Annotated in this window: 15 protein-coding genes; all 15 read right to left on the reverse strand. The window is 66.3% G+C overall.

Annotated elements, in window-relative coordinates:
- On the reverse strand, nucleotides 1–738 hold a 738-nt coding region (locus tag ACYVL5_RS19370), incomplete at its 3' end, for a hypothetical protein (protein ID WP_460597223.1).
- A gap of 665 nt (nucleotides 739–1,403) precedes the next feature.
- A complete protein-coding gene (locus tag ACYVL5_RS19375; protein ID WP_460597224.1) occupies nucleotides 1,404–3,110 on the reverse strand; it encodes a right-handed parallel beta-helix repeat-containing protein in 1,707 nt (568 codons plus the stop codon).
- A 13-nt stretch (nucleotides 3,111–3,123) separates the two neighbouring features.
- Nucleotides 3,124–4,470, reverse strand: a complete 1,347-nt coding sequence (locus tag ACYVL5_RS19380; protein WP_460597225.1) for a glycosyltransferase family protein — start codon at nucleotides 4,468–4,470, stop codon at nucleotides 3,124–3,126.
- Nucleotides 4,467–6,323: an asparagine synthetase B family protein gene (gene asnB, locus ACYVL5_RS19385; RefSeq protein ID WP_460597226.1), complete on the reverse strand. Its 1,857-nt coding sequence runs from the start codon at nucleotides 6,321–6,323 to the stop codon at nucleotides 4,467–4,469. The genes ACYVL5_RS19380 and asnB overlap by 4 nt, the downstream gene beginning before the upstream one ends.
- Nucleotides 6,323–7,492, reverse strand: coding sequence for a glycosyltransferase family protein (locus tag ACYVL5_RS19390; protein ID WP_460597227.1), 1,170 nt, complete (start codon nucleotides 7,490–7,492; stop codon nucleotides 6,323–6,325). The genes asnB and ACYVL5_RS19390 overlap by 1 nt, the downstream gene beginning before the upstream one ends.
- Nucleotides 7,489–8,892 carry a phenylacetate--CoA ligase family protein gene (locus ACYVL5_RS19395; protein ID WP_460597228.1) on the reverse strand — a complete coding sequence of 468 codons (1,404 nt, stop codon included), beginning with the start codon at nucleotides 8,890–8,892 and terminating at the stop codon, nucleotides 7,489–7,491. The genes ACYVL5_RS19390 and ACYVL5_RS19395 overlap by 4 nt, the downstream gene beginning before the upstream one ends.
- 31 nt (nucleotides 8,893–8,923) lie before the next feature.
- Nucleotides 8,924–10,045 (reverse strand): acyltransferase family protein, encoded by a 1,122-nt coding sequence (locus ACYVL5_RS19400; protein WP_460597229.1) that lies wholly within the window; start codon nucleotides 10,043–10,045, stop codon nucleotides 8,924–8,926.
- Nucleotides 10,032–11,216 (reverse strand): glycosyltransferase, encoded by a 1,185-nt coding sequence (locus ACYVL5_RS19405; RefSeq protein WP_460597230.1) that lies wholly within the window; start codon nucleotides 11,214–11,216, stop codon nucleotides 10,032–10,034. Before ACYVL5_RS19405 ends, ACYVL5_RS19400 begins: the two co-directional genes overlap by 14 nt.
- Before the next feature lie 10 nt (nucleotides 11,217–11,226).
- Nucleotides 11,227–12,345, reverse strand: a complete 1,119-nt coding sequence (locus ACYVL5_RS19410) for a hypothetical protein (RefSeq protein ID WP_460597231.1) — start codon at nucleotides 12,343–12,345, stop codon at nucleotides 11,227–11,229.
- A complete protein-coding gene (locus tag ACYVL5_RS19415) occupies nucleotides 12,342–13,676 on the reverse strand; it encodes an O-antigen ligase family protein (protein ID WP_460597232.1) in 1,335 nt (444 codons plus the stop codon). The genes ACYVL5_RS19410 and ACYVL5_RS19415 overlap by 4 nt, the downstream gene beginning before the upstream one ends.
- Nucleotides 13,669–14,463, reverse strand: a complete 795-nt coding sequence (locus ACYVL5_RS19420) for a polysaccharide deacetylase family protein (RefSeq protein WP_460597233.1) — start codon at nucleotides 14,461–14,463, stop codon at nucleotides 13,669–13,671. The genes ACYVL5_RS19415 and ACYVL5_RS19420 overlap by 8 nt, the downstream gene beginning before the upstream one ends.
- A gap of 70 nt (nucleotides 14,464–14,533) precedes the next feature.
- Nucleotides 14,534–15,691, reverse strand: a complete 1,158-nt coding sequence (locus tag ACYVL5_RS19425; protein WP_460597234.1) for a glycosyltransferase family 2 protein — start codon at nucleotides 15,689–15,691, stop codon at nucleotides 14,534–14,536.
- Nucleotides 15,692–15,701: 10 nt separating this feature from the next.
- Nucleotides 15,702–16,868 carry a glycosyltransferase family 4 protein gene (locus ACYVL5_RS19430; RefSeq protein WP_460597235.1) on the reverse strand — a complete coding sequence of 389 codons (1,167 nt, stop codon included), beginning with the start codon at nucleotides 16,866–16,868 and terminating at the stop codon, nucleotides 15,702–15,704.
- 30 nt (nucleotides 16,869–16,898) lie between these two features.
- Nucleotides 16,899–17,885 (reverse strand): glycosyltransferase family 2 protein, encoded by a 987-nt coding sequence (locus ACYVL5_RS19435; RefSeq protein WP_460597236.1) that lies wholly within the window; start codon nucleotides 17,883–17,885, stop codon nucleotides 16,899–16,901.
- Nucleotides 17,882–19,147, reverse strand: a complete 1,266-nt coding sequence (locus ACYVL5_RS19440) for a glycosyltransferase family 4 protein (RefSeq protein ID WP_460597237.1) — start codon at nucleotides 19,145–19,147, stop codon at nucleotides 17,882–17,884. The genes ACYVL5_RS19435 and ACYVL5_RS19440 overlap by 4 nt, the downstream gene beginning before the upstream one ends.
- Nucleotides 19,148–19,154: the final 7 nt, after the last annotated feature.

The raw sequence follows: 19,154 nt of genomic DNA on the forward strand, positions 1-19,154 counted from the left end.
GTTGGTGCTGGAGCCGTAGAAGCGCAGGCCGGCGGTCATGAACTGGGACGGGGTCTTGTCCATGCGGACCACGATGCGGCGGAAGATCATATGGTTGGTGCCGACCGGGTTGCCGTTGTAGTCGTCAGGCTTGGTATAGAAACCGTAACGGCCATACCCCCAGACCCAGCAGTCTTCCACCAGGCCGTAGGAGGAGCCGCCGGCGATGGCCGCGATGGGAACCTCGTCGTTGATGGTCGGGTTCATCCCGTCCTCGAAGCCGCAGTTGCTGATCCAGGCGTGGTCGCCGTACCAGAAGAAGACGCCGTTGCCGCCGTGGCGGAAATGGATGCCGTCGAAATGGACGTAGTTGCGCTTTCTGTCGGCCGTGTTGATGTTGGAGACCGCGAGGTTGTTGTACTGGGCGTCGATGATGGCGCCGCCCACGTGCTCGGACTTGATGGTGGTGAAGGCGCCGGCAGAGCCGCTGGGCGGGAGCACGAACACGCTCGAGTACTCGGAGATCATGTTGGAGTCGCCGCTGTAGACCCCGTCCTTGAGGACCAGGGTGTCACCGCCGGCCATCAGTTTGAGCCCCGAGGTGATGTACTTCTTGGGACTGGTGGCCGAGCCGTTGCCGGAGTCGCTGGCGGCCGTGGGGTCGACGTAGTAGGTGGCGGCCAGGGCCTGGGTGGCGGGGACCAGCAGTGCAAGGGTCAGCATGGTCTTCATGATGCCTTTCGCGATGGTCTTGCGCATTTCTTTCCTCCGTTGAGTGCCTGGGCGGTGCTTCTCGTGGACCGCCCTTCTGTGTTTGGTAGAGACTTTGTCTGGTCGTTTTTGAAAATCTCTATATTTGTTGAGAACTTCTGGTATCCGATTCAGAGCGCGCAGATAGAGTGTTCGCATTGAATGCTGCGATTGGCGGTAAAACCCTGTCTGGTTTTAGGTGGATTCAGTAGGAGGCTGGGGTTCTACTCTTTGCTGCCAGTGCTGCCGGAGATGTTTGTTTCCATGGTTCGTATCTTGGTCCCTTTTGTCATTGCGCACAGTGTTTCAAATCACATGATTTCGAGTTGTTGTCGGCTCTGTTTCCTTCGTTCTCGCTGCACACCTTCTCCCTTGGCAAAGGACGTGCCGCCCGGGCCCAGGCGGCCTCCAGGCCGGCAAGACACCGGTATCATTGAAAATCGGCAACGAACAAAAAGCGAGGCGGGGAGGGGAAATCTTGCGCAGAGGGTGCACACGGGGGGGGAGCAGCGGCCAGCCCCTTGGGGAAGCTACCGAAAGGAAAGGGTTATTTCGGAGAGATACGGCTAAAGTTCGGAAACTGAACAGTGGTCACAGTCTGAACAGCAGAGGGATGCAGGAGGGAAGGCCCGGCCGGTCGCCCGGGCCCCGAAGTCGGAAAAGTGTGATTCAAATCACCGGCCGGCGTAGATGTCCGGCTTGGGATTGCCGAGGTACCCCCAGATGTAATCGGTGAGCGGGGTGGCCGAAGTAGCCGCGAGCGCCGCGAATCCCCGGTTGCCTCCCGGACCGCTCGCGGTGTAGGAGGCCATCTTGGCCCCCCACAGCCTCTCGTTGGCAAACGGCCAGAGCGGGACGGTCGTGGTGGCGTTCCAGTTGGGGTCGCCGTAGAAGGAGCCGGTCCCTCCCAGCTGGTACATGATGGTGGCCCCAACCCCCGCCGCGGCCAGCGGGGAGCCGCTTTCGACCCGGGGAAGGTACTTGAGCCCCTGGCCGTAGAGGTTGGCGCCGGCCGCCTGCACCGTGTAGCTCCCCCCCCGCCCGCAGGCCGAACCGCTGGAGAGGAAGACCCAGACCGGGGAGGTGAAGGTCTCGGTGCCGTTGCCGTCATAGAAGGTGGTGGCGCCGCTTCTCGTGAAGAAGAGGTCGTGGGTATGGCTCAGGCTGAAGCCGTAGTTCTGGCGGACGTCGAGGTAGCGGTTCATCCCCACCGTGTTGAAGCTCGTGGCGACCGCGAAGGGGGGGACGAAGTCCTGGGACATGGCCGGGCCGATGTTGTTGTCCCAGCAGACGTTGTTGCTGAAGGTGTGGGTCCCGGTCCCCTTTTCCGACCAGTAGCAGTCGATCAGGGGATTGTTGAGCACGATGTTGCCGTAGAAGGAGGCGTCGCGGTCGGAGGCGGAGCTCCCCCCGCCGGTGGCCAGGCCGTGGAACTCTCCCGAGGCGGGATTCCAGTTGCCGTCGATGATGATGTTGTTCTGCATGACGTTGGTGTCGGAGCCGTAGAACCGAAGCCCCGCCGTCATGTAGGCCCGCGGGGTGTTGTCGAGCCGGACTACGATGCGGCGGAAGATCACGTGGTTGGTCCCCACCCGGTTGCCGTTGTAGTCCTCGGGCTTGGTGTAGAAGCCGTAGCGCCCCTTCCCCCAGACCCAGCAGTCCTCCACGAGCCCGTAGGATGAGCCCCCCGCCAGGCCGGCGATGGGGACCTCCCAGTCGGCGCCGGCCGGCATGCCGTCCTGGAAGCCGCAGTTGGAGATCCAGGCGTGGTCGCCGTACCAGATGAAGAGGCCGTTGCCGCCGTTACGGAAATGGATGCCGTCGAAGTGGACCCAGTCGCGCCTTCTCCCGGCGGTGTTCATGTTGGAGACCGCCAGGTAGCGGTACTGGGCGTCGATGACCGCCTGCCCCGCGTGCTCCGCCTTGATGGTGGTGAAGTGGCCGGGGGTGCCGCTCGGGGGGAGGACGAAGACGCTTGCGTACTCGGAGATCATGTTGGCGTCGCCGGTGTAGACCCCGTCCCTGAGGATCAGGGTGTCACCGGGAGAGAGGAGGGCGAGCCCGGAGCTTAGGTACTTCTTGGGGCGCTCGGCGGAGCCGTTGCCGGAGTCGTCCGCCGCCTGGGGGTCGACGTAGAAGGTGGCAAAGGGGGTCGACGGCGGGGAGCTGCTCTGGGTGGTGGCGGCCCCTCCTCCGAGGTCGGCGGCGGACTTGCCGAGCCCCCCGCAGGCGGCGAGCAGCAGGATGAAGAACCCCACCAGCCAGGTGACCGCCAGGGTCTCCCCCTGCCCCTTGCAACGCCAGCGGGCCATCCCTTCCCTCTTGCGGCGCCAGCGCGCTTCCCCGCTCTGTCCCGGTCTCCATCCCCATGTCATTCCCATCACACAATCTCCCCTACTCCGTTTGCCGGCACCCTTCCCGCTCGGGAAGCGTCAACAGCGGATGCCTCCCGGCAACCCGGTCGAAGACCTTGGCCAGGTCCGCGGTCAGGTTCCTCCTGGTGAAACGCGATACGTCTTCCGGTTCGGCTTCCCTGAGCTTGGCGGCCGACTCGGTGAGGGAGCGCAGCGCCTGGAGCACCTCCTCGCTGCGGCCGGTCTCGATGAGGGTCAGGTTCCGGTAGTTGCCGCGCAAGAGCTCGGCGGTCTCCCCGGGGGGGACGATGGCCAGGATGTGGCGGCCGGCGGCCATGTACTCGAAGGCCTTGCCGGTGATGATCTTCTCGGCCCCCGGGAGGTTACTCAGGGTGAGCAGGAGGAGGTCCGAGCCGACCAGCTCGCTCATGATGGTGCGGTGCTCCGCGTAGCCATGCAGGGTGATCACCCCCGGATAGCGGCCGGTCACCCTTTCCACGGAGGGGATCTCGTCGTCCACCACCCGCCCGAAGATCTCCACCGAGAGCCGGTCCGCGAGCCTGCCGGTCGGGTCCCCCTCCAGAAACATCTCGAGTCCGGCCAGGAAGGTGGCGAGCGAGGTGGCCTTCCAGACGGTCCCCGCGTAGGTGATCCGGATCCGCCCGTCCTCCCGCGCGGCGGGGACGAGATCAGCCAGGTCCTCCTCGTCGTAGCCGTTGGTGATCACCGACCCCTTCCCGCGGGCAGCCTTGGGAAAACTCTGCTCGATGGCGTCGACGTAGCTCGTGTTGGCCGCCACGAGCCCCTGGCAGCAGGAGACCGCCAGCCGCTCGAGGAGCCGGTCCACCGTGGTGGCCAGCACCCCCTTCACGCTGTTCTCCCAGGTCTGCCGCGAGAAGGACCACTCGTCGCGGTAATCGAGCACCGCCGGGACCCCGAAGAGCCTCGCCACCAGCACCACCGGGACGAAGGAGGAGAAGGGGGGCGCCGAGACGAAGACGATCTCCGGCTTCTCACGCCAGAGGATGCGGAAGAGCTCACGGGTGAGCCCCGGCCACCAGAGGATCTGCAGGTCGGGGAGCAGGAACTGCCCCACCACCTTCTTGGCCAGCCGGGCGAGGAAGGACTTGACGCCGCCGGAGGCCTGCGACACCCGGCTCTTGGCTGCGTAGGAGGGCTCGAGGGTGCGGGCCCTGAAGACCTTCACCCCCTCGGGGATGTCGGCCAACAGGGAATGGTCGAGGACCGGGACGGAGGGATTTTCCACCGACAGCACCATCGGCTCCCAGTCGGCCTCCCGCAGGTACTTGACGAACTTTACCGGACGCTGGACACCGGCGCCACCGACCGGGGGGAAATTGTAGGAGACGATGAGCGCTTTTCTCATGACAGGTACTTCTCCTTCCAGGCTTTGAAGACCAAAAGCGACATCACCAGGCGGGAACCGTCCGTCCCCTCCCGCCCCGCGAGCGCCGACTCCACCCGGGCGGGATCGAGCCACGGGCTCATCTCCTCGGGGATCCGCATGGAGGCGAGCGCCCCTGCGAGCTCGTTGCCGAACCACTGGCCGACCGGGACCGGGAACCCCATCTTCTTGCGGTCCACGATCTCGGCGGGGAGCTTTGGCCGCATCATCGACTTGAGGACCGCCTTGCCGCTGCCCCCGGCGAGCTTCATCCGGGAGGGGAAGGAGGTGGCGAGCTCCACCATCCGGTAGTCGAGGAAGGGGACCCGAAGCTCGATGGAGGCGGCCATGGTCATCTTGTCCGCCTTGACCAGGAGGTCGTCGGCCAGCCAGGTCTTGGCGTCCACGTAGAGCATCCGGGAGAGGGGGTCGGGGAGGTGGGCCACCTTGGCGAAGTGGCGGGCGAAGGTCTCATCGAGGTAGCCGCCCCGGCGGGAGAGGAAGCCGGGGGCGTAGAGGCGATCCTTCATGCTCCCGGTGAGATAGCTGGAGGTCCCGTGGTAGCGCTCCTCCAGCCCGAGGTTCAGCCAGTCCCCGTACTTGGCGGGCTTCAACCGGCCGTTAAGCCGCGCCGCCCAGCGGGCCCCCTTCAGGAAGCAGGAGGGTACCACCCGCTGCAGCCGCTCGATTTTCAGCATCAGGTCGTAGAGGTAGTAGCCGGCCAGGATCTCGTCGCTCCCCTCCCCGGAGAGAAGCACGGTGGCCTTCTCCCGCGCCATCTGCGAGATCCGGTAGAGGGCGATGGCGGCAGGCTCCACGATCGGCTCCTCGGCGAACTCCACGAGCGTCCGGAGGCTTCCCAGGAAGTCGTCCGGCTCCAGCCGGAAGACGTGGTGCTTGGTGCCGAAGCGCTCGGCAACTTGGGCGGCGTACGGCTCCTCGGAGAAACTCTTGGTCTGGTCGTAGCCGACCGTGAAGGTGTTGACCGGGTCGGTGACCAGCTCGCTCATGGTGGCCACCACTGCGCTCGAGTCGAGCCCGCCGCTCAGAAAGACCCCGAGCGGGACGTCGCTTCTCAGCCGCAGCGACACGCTGTCCCGGAAGAGCTCCTCGATCCGCCCCTGGTACTCGGCATCGGGAAGCGACAGCGGCTCCACCTGCGCGAAATCCCAGTACTCGGTCTCCTCTAGCCTTCCGTCCCGGTAGGTGAGGAAGTGGCCGGGGGTGAGCTTGCGGATCCCCTGGAACATGGTCTCCGGCCCCGGGACGTAGCCGAGGCTGAAGTAGGCGTCCAGCACCTTTTCGTTGAGCTCGGAACGGACCGCCCCGGTGGCGAGGATCGGCTTCACCTCGGAGGCGAAGACCAGGCTCTCGCCGTCGTGGTAATAGTAGAAAGGTTTGATCCCCAGCCGGTCCCGCGCCCCCCACAAGAGCCTGCGCGGCCGGTCCCAGAGGGCGAAGGCGAACATCCCGTTGAAGCGGCTGAGGCAGCCGGTCCCCCACTCTTCGTAGGCGTGGATGATCACCTCGGTGTCGGACTTGCTCCTGAAGCGGTGCCCGAGCTCGACGAGCTCCTGGTACAGCTCGCGGTAGTTGTAGATCTCCCCGTTGTAGACGAGGCCGATCGACTGCTCCTCGTTGAACATCGGCTGGTGGCCAAGCGGCGAGAGGTCGATGATGGAGAGCCGCCGGTGGCCGAGCCCCACCCCCGGTTCGCACCAGTACCCGGCGTCATCGGGGCCGCGGTGCCTCATGAGGTCGGTGCAGACGGCGACCTGCCTCTCCTCCACCGGCCGGCTACGATCGGCATGAACGATTCCGAATATCCCGCACATCAACTCACCACCCTTTCGAAGACACCGACCACCCGGTCGGCCACCTCGCTCCAGGAGTTGGAGGAGCCGTGCCGGGAGATGGCGCTCCGGTTCCACCGCGTTCTCAGGGCTTCCTCGAGCCCGGCCGCCAGCGCCACCTCGTCCCCCGGCGTCACCAGCACCCCGCACTCGGGCTCCGGCACCAGGTCCGGGATCCCCCCTACCCGGCTCGCCACCACCGGCGTCCCGCAGGCGAGCGCCTCGATCACCACGTTTGGGCACCCCTCCCAGAGCGAGGGGAGGCAGAAGATGTCGGCGGCGTTGTACCAGCTGCAAAGGCCCCCGTGGTCGAGGTTGCCGAGGAAGCGGACCCGGCCGGCGATGCCAAGCCGCTCGGCAAGCGCCGTGAGGGTGGCGCGGAGCGGCCCGTCGCCGGCGATGGTGAGGGTGAGGCTCGCATCGTCCAGGCGGGCGATGGCCTTCAGGAGATGGTCGAGCCCCTTTTCGGAGGAGAGCCGGGAAACGGTCAAGACGGCGCGCTCGCCGCTCTCCACCCCGCAGCCGCGGCGGGCACCCTCCCGGTCAACGGGATGGAACTTGCCGCAGTCGATGCCGTTGGAGATCACCGTCACCCGGGAGGGATCCACCCCGTACTCGTCCACCACCTTGTTCTTGAGATCCTGGGAGACCGAGATGACGTGATCGAACTCCTTGAGGTGCTTCTGCACGATCCGCCGCATGGGGCAGTCGTCGAAGAAGTAGATCGCCTCGTTCCCCCGCACGGTCACCACCGTCTTCTTCCCGAGGCGCCGGGCCCATTCGAGCCCGCCGATCCCGTCCGGGTAGACCCAGTGGAAGTCGAAGATGTCGAAGTCGTGGCGGCGGGTGAGAAGTTCGATGTAGGAGGCCATCGAATGGCCGTAGAAGCGCGCGTCGAGCCACTTCAGGTAGCGGGGGATCACGAAGTAGCGGGGATGGTGGACCAGGAGCCCTTCGAGCATCTCGGTCTCCTCCAGCCCCTTAAGCCCACGGTACTTCTCGAGCCTTTCCATGAACGGGAAGGAGGGGACCGGGGCGATCATGGTGAGGTCGGTCTTCTCCGCCACGTGCTTCAGGCGCTCCTTGACGAAGACCCCGACGTGCGGTTGCACCCGGTTGGGAAACATGTGGCAGATGGAGGCAACTTTCATGGACGCTCCGTGGAAAGGGAAGTGGCGGCGCCGAAATGGTCGCTGGAGAGCCGGGAGATGGTGAAGCGGAACTTGCCGGAGGCCTCCACGAGCGACTGCTGCACCTGGTTGACCTGCACCCGGACCGAGCCCCCCAGGCAGAGGCGGATCTTCTCCAGCACCGGGTCGAGGACGGCAGGGAGAAAGCCCACACCGGGACGGACGTTCAGGGTGACCAGGTCGCGGCTCTCCTGGATCAGCTGGAACTGCTCGATGCCGGGAAGCCCGTAGAAGAGGTGGGTGAAATATTCGCCATGCACGAGCGCCCCCCGCTCGTCGATCAAGAAGTCGCTGGTGCGCCCGGTGACCCCTTCGATGAGCGGCAGGCCGCGGCCGCAGGAGCAGAGCCGGCCGGTGGCCACCCCGACGTCCCCCATCTTGTAGCGGACGAAGGGCATCCCGTAGTTCCAGAGGTCGGTCACCACGATCTCGCCGGACTCGCCCGGTTTCGCGGGGCGGCCATCCTTGAGGATCTCCACCACCACGTTCTCCGCGTTGACGTGCATCCCCTCCCCCGCCCGGCACTCGCTCGCCACCAGCCCGACCTCGCGGGAGCCGTAACGGTTAAAGACCTTGGTGGCGAAGGCCTCCTCGATGGCGCTCCGTTTTTCCGGCGTCAGGGTTTCGGCCGAGGAGACGAGCCCCTTGATCTCCAGGGGGGCGAGGTCGAGGCCGCGGCGTTTGACGATGCGGGCGAAGAGGTAGGCGACGTTCGCGTAGGCGACCACCATGGAGGGGCGGACCTTTTTCAGGCTCTCCAGGCAGCGGAGGACCTTTTCTTCGGAGATGTCGAAGGCGTTGAAACCGAAGGCACGGTAGAGGTAGCGCTCGACCAGGCGCGCCTTCAGGGGGGGCTGGAGGTCGAACTCCCGCTGGGCACCCCAAAGGGTCGCGTAGCTCTCCCCCGGTTCCCAGCCGCACCATATGTCGTGGCGCATCTTGTCGGCACTCCTAATCCGGTTGCGCTCCCGGTCCTTGAAGAAGCTGGTCGGCTTCCCGGTCGACCCCCCCGAGGCGTCGGCGATCAGCTCGCTACGGGGGATGTTGAGGGCGATCAGCCGCTCCCCTTCTTGCTGGAGATCCTTCTTGGTGAGGGTCGGGATCCGCAAGAGGTCGGCCTCGCCGCGGAAATCGTCGGGGTTAAAGCCGGCCTGGTCGAAGCGCTCGCGGTAGAGGGGGACGTTGCGGTAGCAGTGGTCGAGGAGCGTTTTCATGCTCGCGAACTGGATCGCCCGGATCTCCTCCGGCGGGAGGTACTGGCTCTTCTTGAGCTCCGCCAGCCGCCCGAGGTCCACGTTGCGGGTGAGCCCGAGGTAGGCGGGGAAGAGGATCTTCTTGTTTATCCGGTCATACAGCGACATGGGCCCTCCAGCAATTACATGGCAAAAACGGTCACTTCGCCTCCGGCACCGCCCCGGCGGGGACCCGCGCCTTTTGCTCCCCGAAGCGCAGGGAATCCCGGAAGCGGCCGATCGGTACCTCGATCAGGTACCAGGAAGCGGTCGCCACCCCCACCGTGATGATCGAGTAGGTGATGTACTTCCCGATCAGCCCGCTGACCAGGAAGTCGAGGTGCAAAGGTTCCAAAAGGTACGGCTTGGCCACGTACGGGACGAAGTTGTGGTAGAGGTAGAGCCCGTAGCTGATCTTGCCGAGGAACAGGAACGGCTTCCATTCCAGGAAGGTGCCGAGAGGCCCCGTGAATCCGTCGGTGGCCTTGTTGAAGGCCCAGCAAAACGCCATCGCCTCGAAGGTGCGGCTGAAGACGGAGAAGGCTCCCGCCACCTCGAAGGTCAAGAGGATGGCGTCCAGCACGAAGAGCCCTCCCCCCACCCAGAGGCAGAAGCTCATCACCTTGGCGACCGCCTCCGGACGGGACCTCCGGTAGGTCTTCAGGTAGGCGAGCACCGCCCCGATCGCCAGCATGTCCAGGTTCCCCAGGGCATGCACGAAGGGGAGGATGCTGTTGGTCCCGGCCACCAGGCAGTAATACCTGAAAAGCGGCGCGACCCCGATCACCGCCACCAGGGCCACCGGGAGCGCCCGCTTGGGGGTCAAAAGGACGAGCAGCGGCCAGAGAAGATAGAACTGCTCCTCCACCGACAGCGACCAGAGGTGGGTGACCGATCCGAGCTCCCAGCCGTGGTCGGCGAGGTAGATGTTGGAGAGGTAGCCAAGGTGCCAGCCGATGGAATCCCTGACCGGCGGGATGTCGAGCAGCCAGCCGGCCGCCAGCGTGAGGTAGAAGATCGGGAAGATCCTCAGGCTCCGCCTCACGTAGAACTGCTTGAAGGCGGTACTTAGAGAGATCCTCCCCGCTTCGAAATCGCTTCTCCCCTTCAGCAAGATCCCCGTGATGAGGTAGCCGCTCATCACGAAGAAGGCGTCGAGCACCGTCGAACCGAGGAAGATCTCGTGCCCGAAGATGGTAGGCTTGGGCAGGTGGGTGCTGACGAAATGGACATAGAACACACCGAAGACGCCGAAGGTCCGGATGGCATCAAGCTGTTTCATGTACCTCATCTTCGTTCCCTCCCCTCCAGGTGGCAGGCCAGCCGATCCGGTAGCCGGTCGCCCGCCGGTATAGACTTTCGTACTCCTCTTCATACCTGGCGATCATGGCGGCGATGGAATACCGCTCGGTCACCAGGCTCCTTCCCGCCTCCCCCATCCGCCTGGCCAGGGAACCGTCCTGCAACAGCGCCTTGAGACGATTGCAGAGGGCGAAGACGTCGTCCTCGGGGACGAGGTAGCCGGTCTGGCCGTCCACCACCACCTCCCCGGTCCCCACCGAGCGGGTGGCGATCACCGGCAAGGCGCTCGCCATCGCCTCCAGGATCACGTTGGAGAGCCCCTCGTGCTCGGCCTTGCTGGTGGAGACCAGGACGCTGCTTTCCGCCAGGAGGGCGGGGACGTCCTCGCGGCGGCCTAAGAAGCGGACGCGGCCGGAGAGTTTCTCCTTTTCCACGAAGGACTCCAGCTCCCCGCGGTCCGGGCCCTCCCCCACCAGCCAGAGCTCGAAGTCGGTCCTGAAGCCGGAGCGGACCAGCTCGCGGACCGCCTTCAGGAGCATCAGCTGGTTCTTCTCCTTCTTGAGGGTCCCGACCGAGCAGACCACCCGCTTGCCGCCGGAGGTAAACCCCTTTCCGCCCATTCCCGGGGCGAAGCGGTCGAGGTCGACCCCGTTGGTGATGACCCGGATCCGCTCGGCGGAGATCCCGAGGGTGCGGACCACCCGTTCCTTTAACCCGTGGGAGACCGAGAAGAAACTGGTGGCGAGCCGGGCCAGGATACGCTGGGCCAGCACCTGGTGGGGGCGGGAGAAGATGAGCCCGTGCTCCCCGTTGATGATCACCGGGCAGCCGGCCAGCCGGGCGCCGACCACCCCGTCCCAGGCGCCCCCTCCCCAGCCGTGGGTGTGGACCACGTCCGGGCGCATCCGCCTGAAGAAACCGGCCACGGTGAGGACGCGGGTGAGATCCCGCCCCTCGCGGAACCCCAGGCACTCCACCCGCACGTCCTCGGCCAGGCGCCCGGCCATGGGACCGGTCCCCTTCAGGCAGCAGATCATCGGCTCGATCCGGGTGCGGTCGTGTCCGTTGCAGAGGTTGACCACCCCGTTCTCCATCCCTCCCACCTCCAGTCGGGAGACCACGTGGCACACCTTCAGTCGCTTGCCCGTCATCGATCCCTCCTTACGGCGCCGCGGCGCCTACCATCACAGAGGCCGCCAAGCCGGCCTTCCTCATCTCGCAGGGGGGAATCGCGAAGTCCCGGTAGCGGTCCGGGTCCCCCGCGCACCCCGCCTCGGCCGCCCGCACCATGTTGAACGCCTCGCGGGCGGTGACGTAGTGCAGGCAAAAATTCACCCCGTCGTTGTAGCGGCTTTCCAGGTAGCCGAACATCCGGTCGGTCTCGGGAGCGAGCACCGACTCCCAGTCCTGGCCGCCGTGGCAAAAGACCTTCACGAAGAGCCACTCCGGCCTCCCCTCCACCCGCATCCCCCCCCGCACCCAGGCATCGATGCGGGTGGGGTCGCCATGGGAGCGGCTTCTCCCGATCTCCCCGTTCTCGATCATCGGGTGCCAGCCGAAGCGCCAGTCCCGCCAGTTGACCAACAGGGGACCGGTGAAGATCAGAAACTCGTCCTCCCCCTCCGGCCGCCCGACCGCGGCGCGGCGCCCCCGGGCGTACCCTTCCCACCCCGGCCGCATCCCGGCGTAGTAGATGGCGTTGACCTCGGCGGGCTGGCTCGCGGAGTGAAGGGCCGGGAAGGTGAAGTCGCCGTAGCACCCCGCCTCCTTGAGGATGGCGATCTCCCCGTCCACCCCGCAGAATTCGGCCCCCCGCGAGTTGTTGAGCGACCAGTTGCCGTGGATGAAAGCGAAGCACCCCGCCTTCCCGTTGCCGGCCGGCAGGAGGTAGCCGTGGCGCTGGAAACCGGCCAGTCCGTCCCAAAGTTTCTGGCGGAAGCTCGCCTCGCTGTCGTGGCTGTGGTGCCAGTGGAACTCCACCTCCCCGAGACCGGCATCCACCAGCCGCCGCATGGCGGAGAGCTCGTCGTCCCGGAAGAGGTCCAGCGGGTAGAACCAGCTGTGCCTCGGGGGGCGTCCGTCGGCGTCGCGGTGGGAGCCGGCGAGCTTCGGGTAGAGCTCCAGCCAGCGGGCCAGGCGCGGCTCCTTGCCGGCCGGCTCGAAGTGATCCACGAAGAGAAAGATGACGTGGGTGGGCCCCTCCACCGGGCGGCGGTCTTTTCCGTCGAGGAGCCAGCGGCCGTAGCCTCCCAGCCAGTTGCCGAGATGAAGATCCCTCATCGAGACGGCACCTCCCCTTCGGGGCGCTCGACCGGTTGGACCACCACCGCGTCGCCGTCGAACGCGGGCCAGGGGCCCTCCTCCTCGGCCGCCACCGCCTCCGGAGCCTCGGCATTGCGCAGGGCGATCACCGTCTGGGCCACCAGCAGGAAGAACATGATGGTGAGGAGCTGGTTCCCCCAGAAAAGGTAGAAGAGGCTGCTCACGAAGAAGCCTAAGACGTAGACCAGGTGGTGCTGACGGTCCTCTTCGCGGAAGGTGCGGACCGCCCCGTAGAGCCGTTTGAGAAGCCCACCCAGGAAGGCGGTCAAAAGGAAGCCCCCCGGAAGCCCGGTCTCGGCGAAGGCCTGCAGGTAGCTGTTGTGGAGCGGCTTGCAGCCGACCTCGTTACGCGCCTGCAGAAAGCCCACCCCGGCAAGCGGGAAGGCCTTCACCACCTGCTCGCCGCGGTAGCGGAGGTCGCTGCGGTCGTCGGTAGAGGCCTGCTCGTCGGTCCTCTCCGGGGTGAAGAGATGCGCGGTGACGAGCGAGAGGAGCACGACGGCGACTGCACCGAAACGGACCATGGACCGGCGGGAGAGGATCGCCACCGGGAGGTAGATGAGGAGCAGCGAGGCGAGCCCGGCCCGGGAGGCGGTGAGAAAGACCACCAGGGCGAAGAAGGGGAGCGTCCCCAGGGCGGCCAGCCGGTGCAGCGGATTGGGGTACTTGGAGGCGAGGAGCGAGGCGTTGGCCGCCCCCAGGCAGGCGACGAAGGCGGTCTCGTTGGGGTTCGCCCACATCCCCCAGGCCTGCAAACGCCCGCTCTTGGGGAGATGGAAGATCTGCCAGTTGAGCTCGGAAGGCTCCAGGGCGAAGTGGTAGTAGACCGGCTCCAGGCAGATCAAGAGCGCGCAGGCCAAAACCGTGCGGCTCAAGAGCCGGATGCCGTCGTCGTCGGCCATGAAGAGGAGGATGGCGAGGTAGAGGAGGAAGCCGACCGCGAGGAAGAGGAGGACGTCCTTGGTGGTGGCGGGGTGGAGGATCAACGTCTCGGCGAGGGTGAGCCCCACGAAAAGGTGGAGGTACCTGACCTCGGCCCGGGAGGCGAGCTCCCTCACCTTCCCCGCATGCATGATCAAAAGGAGGAGCAGGGCCGGGGGGAGCACCTCCATGAGCGGAATGGAGAGCTCCATCCGCTCGTTGGGGCGGATCAGCACCATGGCGGCGGTGAGGGAGACCAAAAGGCGCGGCCGGAAGAGCGCCACCACGATCACCCCCAGAAGGACCAGCTCCAAAAGGACGTTGGACTGGTAGAGGTACGGCACGATGAAAAGCGGTGCGTCAGCCATGGAGCCCCCCCCCGAGCAGGACGCTTCTCACCAGCCGGTATCCCCGCTCGCCCAAAAGCTTGCGCGCCCCGGCCAAAAGCCCCTCCTTCCTGCTCATCCGCCGCAGGGCCTCCTCCTCGGCAAGTGCCAGCCGCTCGAAGGTCGCCTGGTCGAGGGTGTTCCGCACGGCCAGCCGCGGCAGCTCGTGCAGCGAGCCCTCCGGGGACCAGAGGCCGGGGAGCGAGGTGAAGAGGGAGCGGTAGCCGAGCGAGACGGCTACCGAGGCGACTTCCGGGCCGATCCGGCCGCCGGGCGCCGAGAGCGAGGTGATGGAGGTCCCGGTGATCTCGCCCAGGATCTCGCGGGAATCGCGCAGCTCCCGCTCCAGGTTGGCGGGCTTTAACTGGGAGAGGAAGGCGTGGCTCGCCCCGTGGGAGCCGATCCCCATCCCGGCCGCCTTGAGGCTCCTGATCCCGTCCCGCGAAAGAAAGCGCGGGGCCCCGATCCAGTCGGTGGTGACGAAAAACTCGGCGCGGAAGCCGTAGCGCTCCAAAAGCGGGAGGGCGAGCGTCAGGTTGGAGGCATGGCCGTCGTCGAAAGTGAGCACCACCGCCCGCTCGGGAAGGGGGGCGCCGGTCTCGAGGTCGGAGGCGAGTAAGCTTCGGAACCCTTCGCTTCTCAGGAAGGCGAGCTGGGAGGCGAAACGCTCCACCCCCAGCACGTAGCGCTGCTCGCCGGGATCGAGGGAGCCGGCCGGGTGCCCGGCGTCCTCGAGGGCGTGGTACATGAAAATCGGGATCCCCTTCATTGGTTACCTCTTTACCCCATCCTCATCCCTACCCTGAGGGAGAGATGATCGAGGGGAGTATGCGTTGACGTCACTTGGCGTAGGCGGGGCGCCAGGCGGTGGCGCAGCGCCCCGAGGCCCAGACCCAGCAGCCCATCAGCGCCGCGCAGTTCATCACCGAGAAGAAGGTGGCGAGGTTGACGAGCCGCATGCCGCGGGCGGCCGGGACCAGGTAGCCGGCCGCCGCCGCCAGATAGAAGAGGAGCTGGGCGGCGAACAGGGCCAGGTAGAGCCCTCCCCTCGCGGCGAGGAGGAGGGAGATGGCCAGCATGGCCAAGAGCGCGAACGGGACCAGCAGCCGGAAGATCTTGTGCGAGAGGAAGCGCCACCAAAGCGGCGACTTCCCCGGCAGAGCCAAGGACGGCGAGAGCTCCAACAGCTGCAGGTTGCCTGCCAGGGTGCGCACCTTGCGGGTCCATTCCTGGTCGAGGTTCTCCGACAGTCGGTCGTAGGCGCGGGCGCCCTGTGCGAAGACTACCCGGTACCCCTGGAGAGACACGGACATCGGGGTGAAGACGTCGTCGAGGATGGTCCCCTGGGGAAGCGGGCGGTAGAGCTCGCGGCGGATGGCGTAGATGGCACCGGTCGCTCCCACCACCGACCCGGTGGCGCTCTCCATCTTCCGGATCGCCTTCTCGTAGCGCCAGTAGAGCCCCATCTCGGCCACCGGCCCGCCGCTTTGAGGATCGATCAGCATCAGCTCTCCGCTCGCGCAGCCGACCGTGGGGTCGGAAAAGCTCTCGGCGAGCCGGGCCAGCGCGTCGGGGGCGAAGCTTTGGCGGGCATCGGCGAAGACCACCAGCTCGCCGGTGGCCGCGGCCACCCCGTAGTTGAGGGCGGCCGCCTTCCCCACCCGCTCGGAAAGGGGCACGAGGAGCACGCGGGGTGCGTAGGAGAGGACGATCTCGTTGGTCCGGTCGGTGGAGCCGTCGGAGACCACCACGACCAGGAAGCGGTCGGCCGGATATTCCTGGGCGAGGAGGTTCTCGAGCCTCGCCGCGATGTTCTTCTCCTCGTTGCAGGCGGCGATCACCACCGAGAGGACCGGGGCAAGCTCCCCACCCTTCACCGGGCGCGGGAAGAGGCGGCTTAGCACCCGCAAAAGGATCGGATAACCGGCGTAGGTGTAGACGACCAGGAGCATGGCGCCCCAGAAGAGGATCATCAAAAGCATGCCGATCGCATCCATACGCATCCTCCTAGTGTCCCGCCGCCTCTAATAAGACACCCTCCAGCCGGCCGGCCAGGTGTGGCCAGCGAAACTCCTGCCAGGCCCGGCGGCGCCCCGCCTCCCCCATCCTCACCGCCTCTGCGCGATGCTCGAGGAGGTAGAGGATCCGTTCGGTCAGCTCGCCGCTGCGGTAGGGATCCACCAGGAAGCCGGTCTCGCAGTCGCGGACCGCGTCGGGGACCCCACCGCAGTTCCCGCCGATCACCGGCCTGCCGCAGGCCCCCGCTTCCAGGAAGACGATCCCGAACCCCTCGGTGTCGCCGTCGGCCAGCGTCCGGTTGGGCATCACGAAGAGCTCCCCCAGCTGGTGGAAGGCGACGATCTCCTCGTCGGCTATGAAGCCGCAGAAGCGGACGTGCGCTTCGAGCCCGAGCTCCTTCACCCGCCTCTTGAGGGGCTCCAGGTTGCGGCCGGTCCCCCCCACCAGGTAGAGGAGGTTGGGGATCCGGTCGATCAGGGCCGGGAGCGCCTCGATCACCCGGTCGTGCCCCTTGCGGGGGTCGAGCCTCCCCACCGTGTAGATGACCCGCCTCCCCTCGGTCGCGAACCGCCTGGCGAGCGGGGCGGTGTCGGCCGGCTCGAAGAAGCGCTCCTCCACCCCGGGGCAGGAGATGAAGGAGGGGCGGGAGTGGTGGCAGAAGGCGCTTAAGGCCTCGCTCGTGTAGTGCGAGTTGCAGATGTAGAAGTCGGCCATCTTGAAGAGCGCCCGCCGGATGGGGTTGGAGCGGAGCGCAATGGCGGGGATCTCCTCGCCGTGGAAGAGGAAGGCGACCGGGACCCGGGTGGTGAGCTTCAGGAGGGAGGCCACGAAGAGCAGCGGAAAGGAGACCTTGCCGACCACCACCAGCGAGATGGTCTCCTCCCGGAGCACCCGCCGGATGTCGCGGTAGAGGCGGAGGAGCTTGCCCGGCTGGCGGTACACGATATGGACATCGTCCTTCTCCGGCCAGTGGGCAACCCGCAAAAGCCGCGACTCCTCGGCCGCCGCCTGCTGATCCTCCAGCGGGTGGCCGGCCAGTTCCTTGGTGAAGACCACCGAGCGGATGCGGGACATGTGCCGCACCGTGTTGCGGAGATAGATCTGCACCCCCCCGGTGCTCGGGGGATAGAATTCGGCGATCCACAGGGCGTTCATCACTCACTCACCTCGCCGGTAAAGTGCCTCTCAGGAAAGAGAGAGGGTCTTCTTCAGATTGCGCAACGGCTGGTTGAAGCTCGCGGGGAGCGTGGTGGCCATGGCGAAGAGCAGGGCCTTGGCGCTCACCTTGTGCCGGAACGAGTCGATGAACCAGGAACGGGAGAGCCGGTTCTTCCTCTCCAGGAAATAGTGGTAGCCGACGTGCCAGCTCCTTTTGCCGATCTCGGCCTGCACGAGCCTCCGCTCGCCCGGCTCCAGCCGGTAATGGTCGAGCACGGTCTTCAAGACCGCCACCTCCCCCGCGTCCTGCCGGGCCACCTGGCCGCTGATGTTCCCGTCGTGCTTGCGGATCATCACCAGGGGACGCTCGAGGTAGATGATCGGGGAGGTGCGGGCGGCGCGGAGCATGAATTCCCACTCCAGGGATAGGACCCGCTCCTTGATGAAACGGTGGAAGCCGCCGACCCGGTCGTAGAGCGAGCGCCGCATAACCAGCCCGCTGACCGGGATGGGCTGCTCCTCGAGGAGGTAGCTGAAGAGGCGCTCCTTCATGAGCGAGACGTAGAGGGTACTCGTGGTGCGGGCCACCAGGCGGAGCCTTTTGAGGCGCTCAGATTTCCGGTAGAGGACATTCAACTGGGAATCGGTGACGTAGAAGTCGCTGAAGGCCCATTCGGTCTCGTGGGTGCGCATGGCATCCACCGCCTCGCCGATGAAGGAGGGGAGGTAGATGTCGTCGCTGTCGAGAAAGGCGAGGTAGTTCCCCAAGGCATGGCGGACGCCGATGTCGCGGGCGGCATCGGGGCCGGAGTTGGGGATGGTGATCACCCGCCCGGTAAGCCCGTAGCGCTCCAGGTGGAGCTTCGCCTGGCTGGCGGAGGAGTCGGTGGAGCCGTCGTCGACCACGATCACCTCGAGGTCTTTCCAGCTCTGGCCGGCGATCGACCTCAGCGCCTGTTCGATGTACCTCTCCCGGTTGTAGAGGGGGATGATGACCGAGACCAGTTCGTTCACGGCAGTCTACCTCCTGTTTCCGGGACCCGGTGGCAGTGGACCGGGAGCGAATCGCCGGCCCCCACCCCGCTCATCCCGGCCAGAATCCGGTCCATGCTCCGGCAGAAGCTCTCTACTCCGTACTCCTCGGCCTTGGCCGAAAGCCCCTCGGAGAGCCGTCGGTAGAGCCGGCGGTCGCCGGCCACGTGCTGGTACTGCCTGAGGAAACCGGCTGCATCTTCGAAATGCATGACATCCTCCCCTTGGGTGAGACCGAGGCCGTAGGCGCCGACGGCGGTTGAGAAGACCGGCCTTTTAAGAAAGCCGGCCTCCAGGATCTTGATCCGGGTCCCCCCTCCCGCCCGGAGCGGGACCACCGCAGCTCCGCAGCTTTCGTAGAGCGGGACGAGGTCGGGGACGTCGGCGTGCAGCTCCGCCTGCGGGGTCCGCCCGATGAGCTCGATGAGCTCTCGCTGCGGATTGCGGCCGGCCACCACCAGCCTCAGGCGGGGGAACTGGGCGCCAAGCTGCGGGAGGATCTCCTCGATGAACCAGGAGACCCCCTGGGCGTTGGGGGCGTAGCTCAGGGAGCCGACGAAGAGGAGCCGGTCCAGACGGTCGAAGCCGTCCTGCCGGTACCCCTCCGGCACCGCGGGCTCCGGGCAGACGTTGGGGACCACGTGGGCGTGGGCGGTTGAACGACCGCGGGCGAGCCGGGCCCGGTCCCCCTCCGAGCAGAAGAGGGTCTGGCCGAAGTGCATGCAGCGGGCATAGAAACGGGCCATGGTCATCCGGTCGAACCAGACCCCGACCCTCCCGGCCCCGGTCAGGTGACGGGTCTCGGCGTCGTAGACGCTGTCGAGCACGATGTCGTCCACGTCGAGGATGACCGTGTCGCGAAGCCTGCGGGAGAGCCGCAGGAGGGGATAGGCCTGGGTGAGGTAGCGGCAGAGTACGACGTCGTATTCCCCCTCCTCAACGACGGCCCTGATCTCCCGCTCGGTCTCGGCGGTGTAGTGGCCGGTGGACCAGGATTTCAGCCGTATGAGCTTGTCGGCGACCCGTCCGAAGGGGGTGCCTCGGTCTTTGCCGGAGAAGTCGATGTAGAACCCGCGCCGGAAGAAGTCGCTCCCCTCGGCGCTCTCCGGGCAGCGTCCGCTCCTTTTGCAGAGGATGTCGACCACCCCGTGCCGCTTGAAGTAGCGGGCGAAGTTCATGGTCCGCATGTCGGAGCCGGTGCACTCAGGAAGCGGGTAATGGGCGGTCATGATCAGCGTCTTCATCGGTTGC

The sequence above is a fragment of the Geomonas sp. Red276 genome, assembly GCF_054784495.1.

What these genes read in the sequence shown, in the direction of transcription:
- ACYVL5_RS19375 (WP_460597224.1), bottom strand. Translation starts at nt 3,110, where the DNA reads ATGGGAATGACATGGGGATGGAGACCGGGACAGAGCGGGGAAGCGCGC.
- ACYVL5_RS19380 (WP_460597225.1), bottom strand. Translation starts at nt 4,470, where the DNA reads ATGAGAAAAGCGCTCATCGTCTCCTACAATTTCCCCCCGGTCGGTGGC.
- asnB (WP_460597226.1), bottom strand. Translation starts at nt 6,323, where the DNA reads ATGTGCGGGATATTCGGAATCGTTCATGCCGATCGTAGCCGGCCGGTG.
- ACYVL5_RS19390 (WP_460597227.1), bottom strand. Translation starts at nt 7,492, where the DNA reads ATGAAAGTTGCCTCCATCTGCCACATGTTTCCCAACCGGGTGCAACCG.
- ACYVL5_RS19395 (WP_460597228.1), bottom strand. Translation starts at nt 8,892, where the DNA reads ATGTCGCTGTATGACCGGATAAACAAGAAGATCCTCTTCCCCGCCTAC.
- ACYVL5_RS19400 (WP_460597229.1), bottom strand. Translation starts at nt 10,045, where the DNA reads ATGAAACAGCTTGATGCCATCCGGACCTTCGGCGTCTTCGGTGTGTTC.
- ACYVL5_RS19405 (WP_460597230.1), bottom strand. Translation starts at nt 11,216, where the DNA reads ATGACGGGCAAGCGACTGAAGGTGTGCCACGTGGTCTCCCGACTGGAG.
- ACYVL5_RS19410 (WP_460597231.1), bottom strand. Translation starts at nt 12,345, where the DNA reads ATGAGGGATCTTCATCTCGGCAACTGGCTGGGAGGCTACGGCCGCTGG.
- ACYVL5_RS19415 (WP_460597232.1), bottom strand. Translation starts at nt 13,676, where the DNA reads ATGGCTGACGCACCGCTTTTCATCGTGCCGTACCTCTACCAGTCCAAC.
- ACYVL5_RS19420 (WP_460597233.1), bottom strand. Translation starts at nt 14,463, where the DNA reads ATGAAGGGGATCCCGATTTTCATGTACCACGCCCTCGAGGACGCCGGG.
- ACYVL5_RS19425 (WP_460597234.1), bottom strand. Translation starts at nt 15,691, where the DNA reads ATGGATGCGATCGGCATGCTTTTGATGATCCTCTTCTGGGGCGCCATG.
- ACYVL5_RS19430 (WP_460597235.1), bottom strand. Translation starts at nt 16,868, where the DNA reads ATGAACGCCCTGTGGATCGCCGAATTCTATCCCCCGAGCACCGGGGGG.
- ACYVL5_RS19440 (WP_460597237.1), bottom strand. Translation starts at nt 19,147, where the DNA reads ATGAAGACGCTGATCATGACCGCCCATTACCCGCTTCCTGAGTGCACC.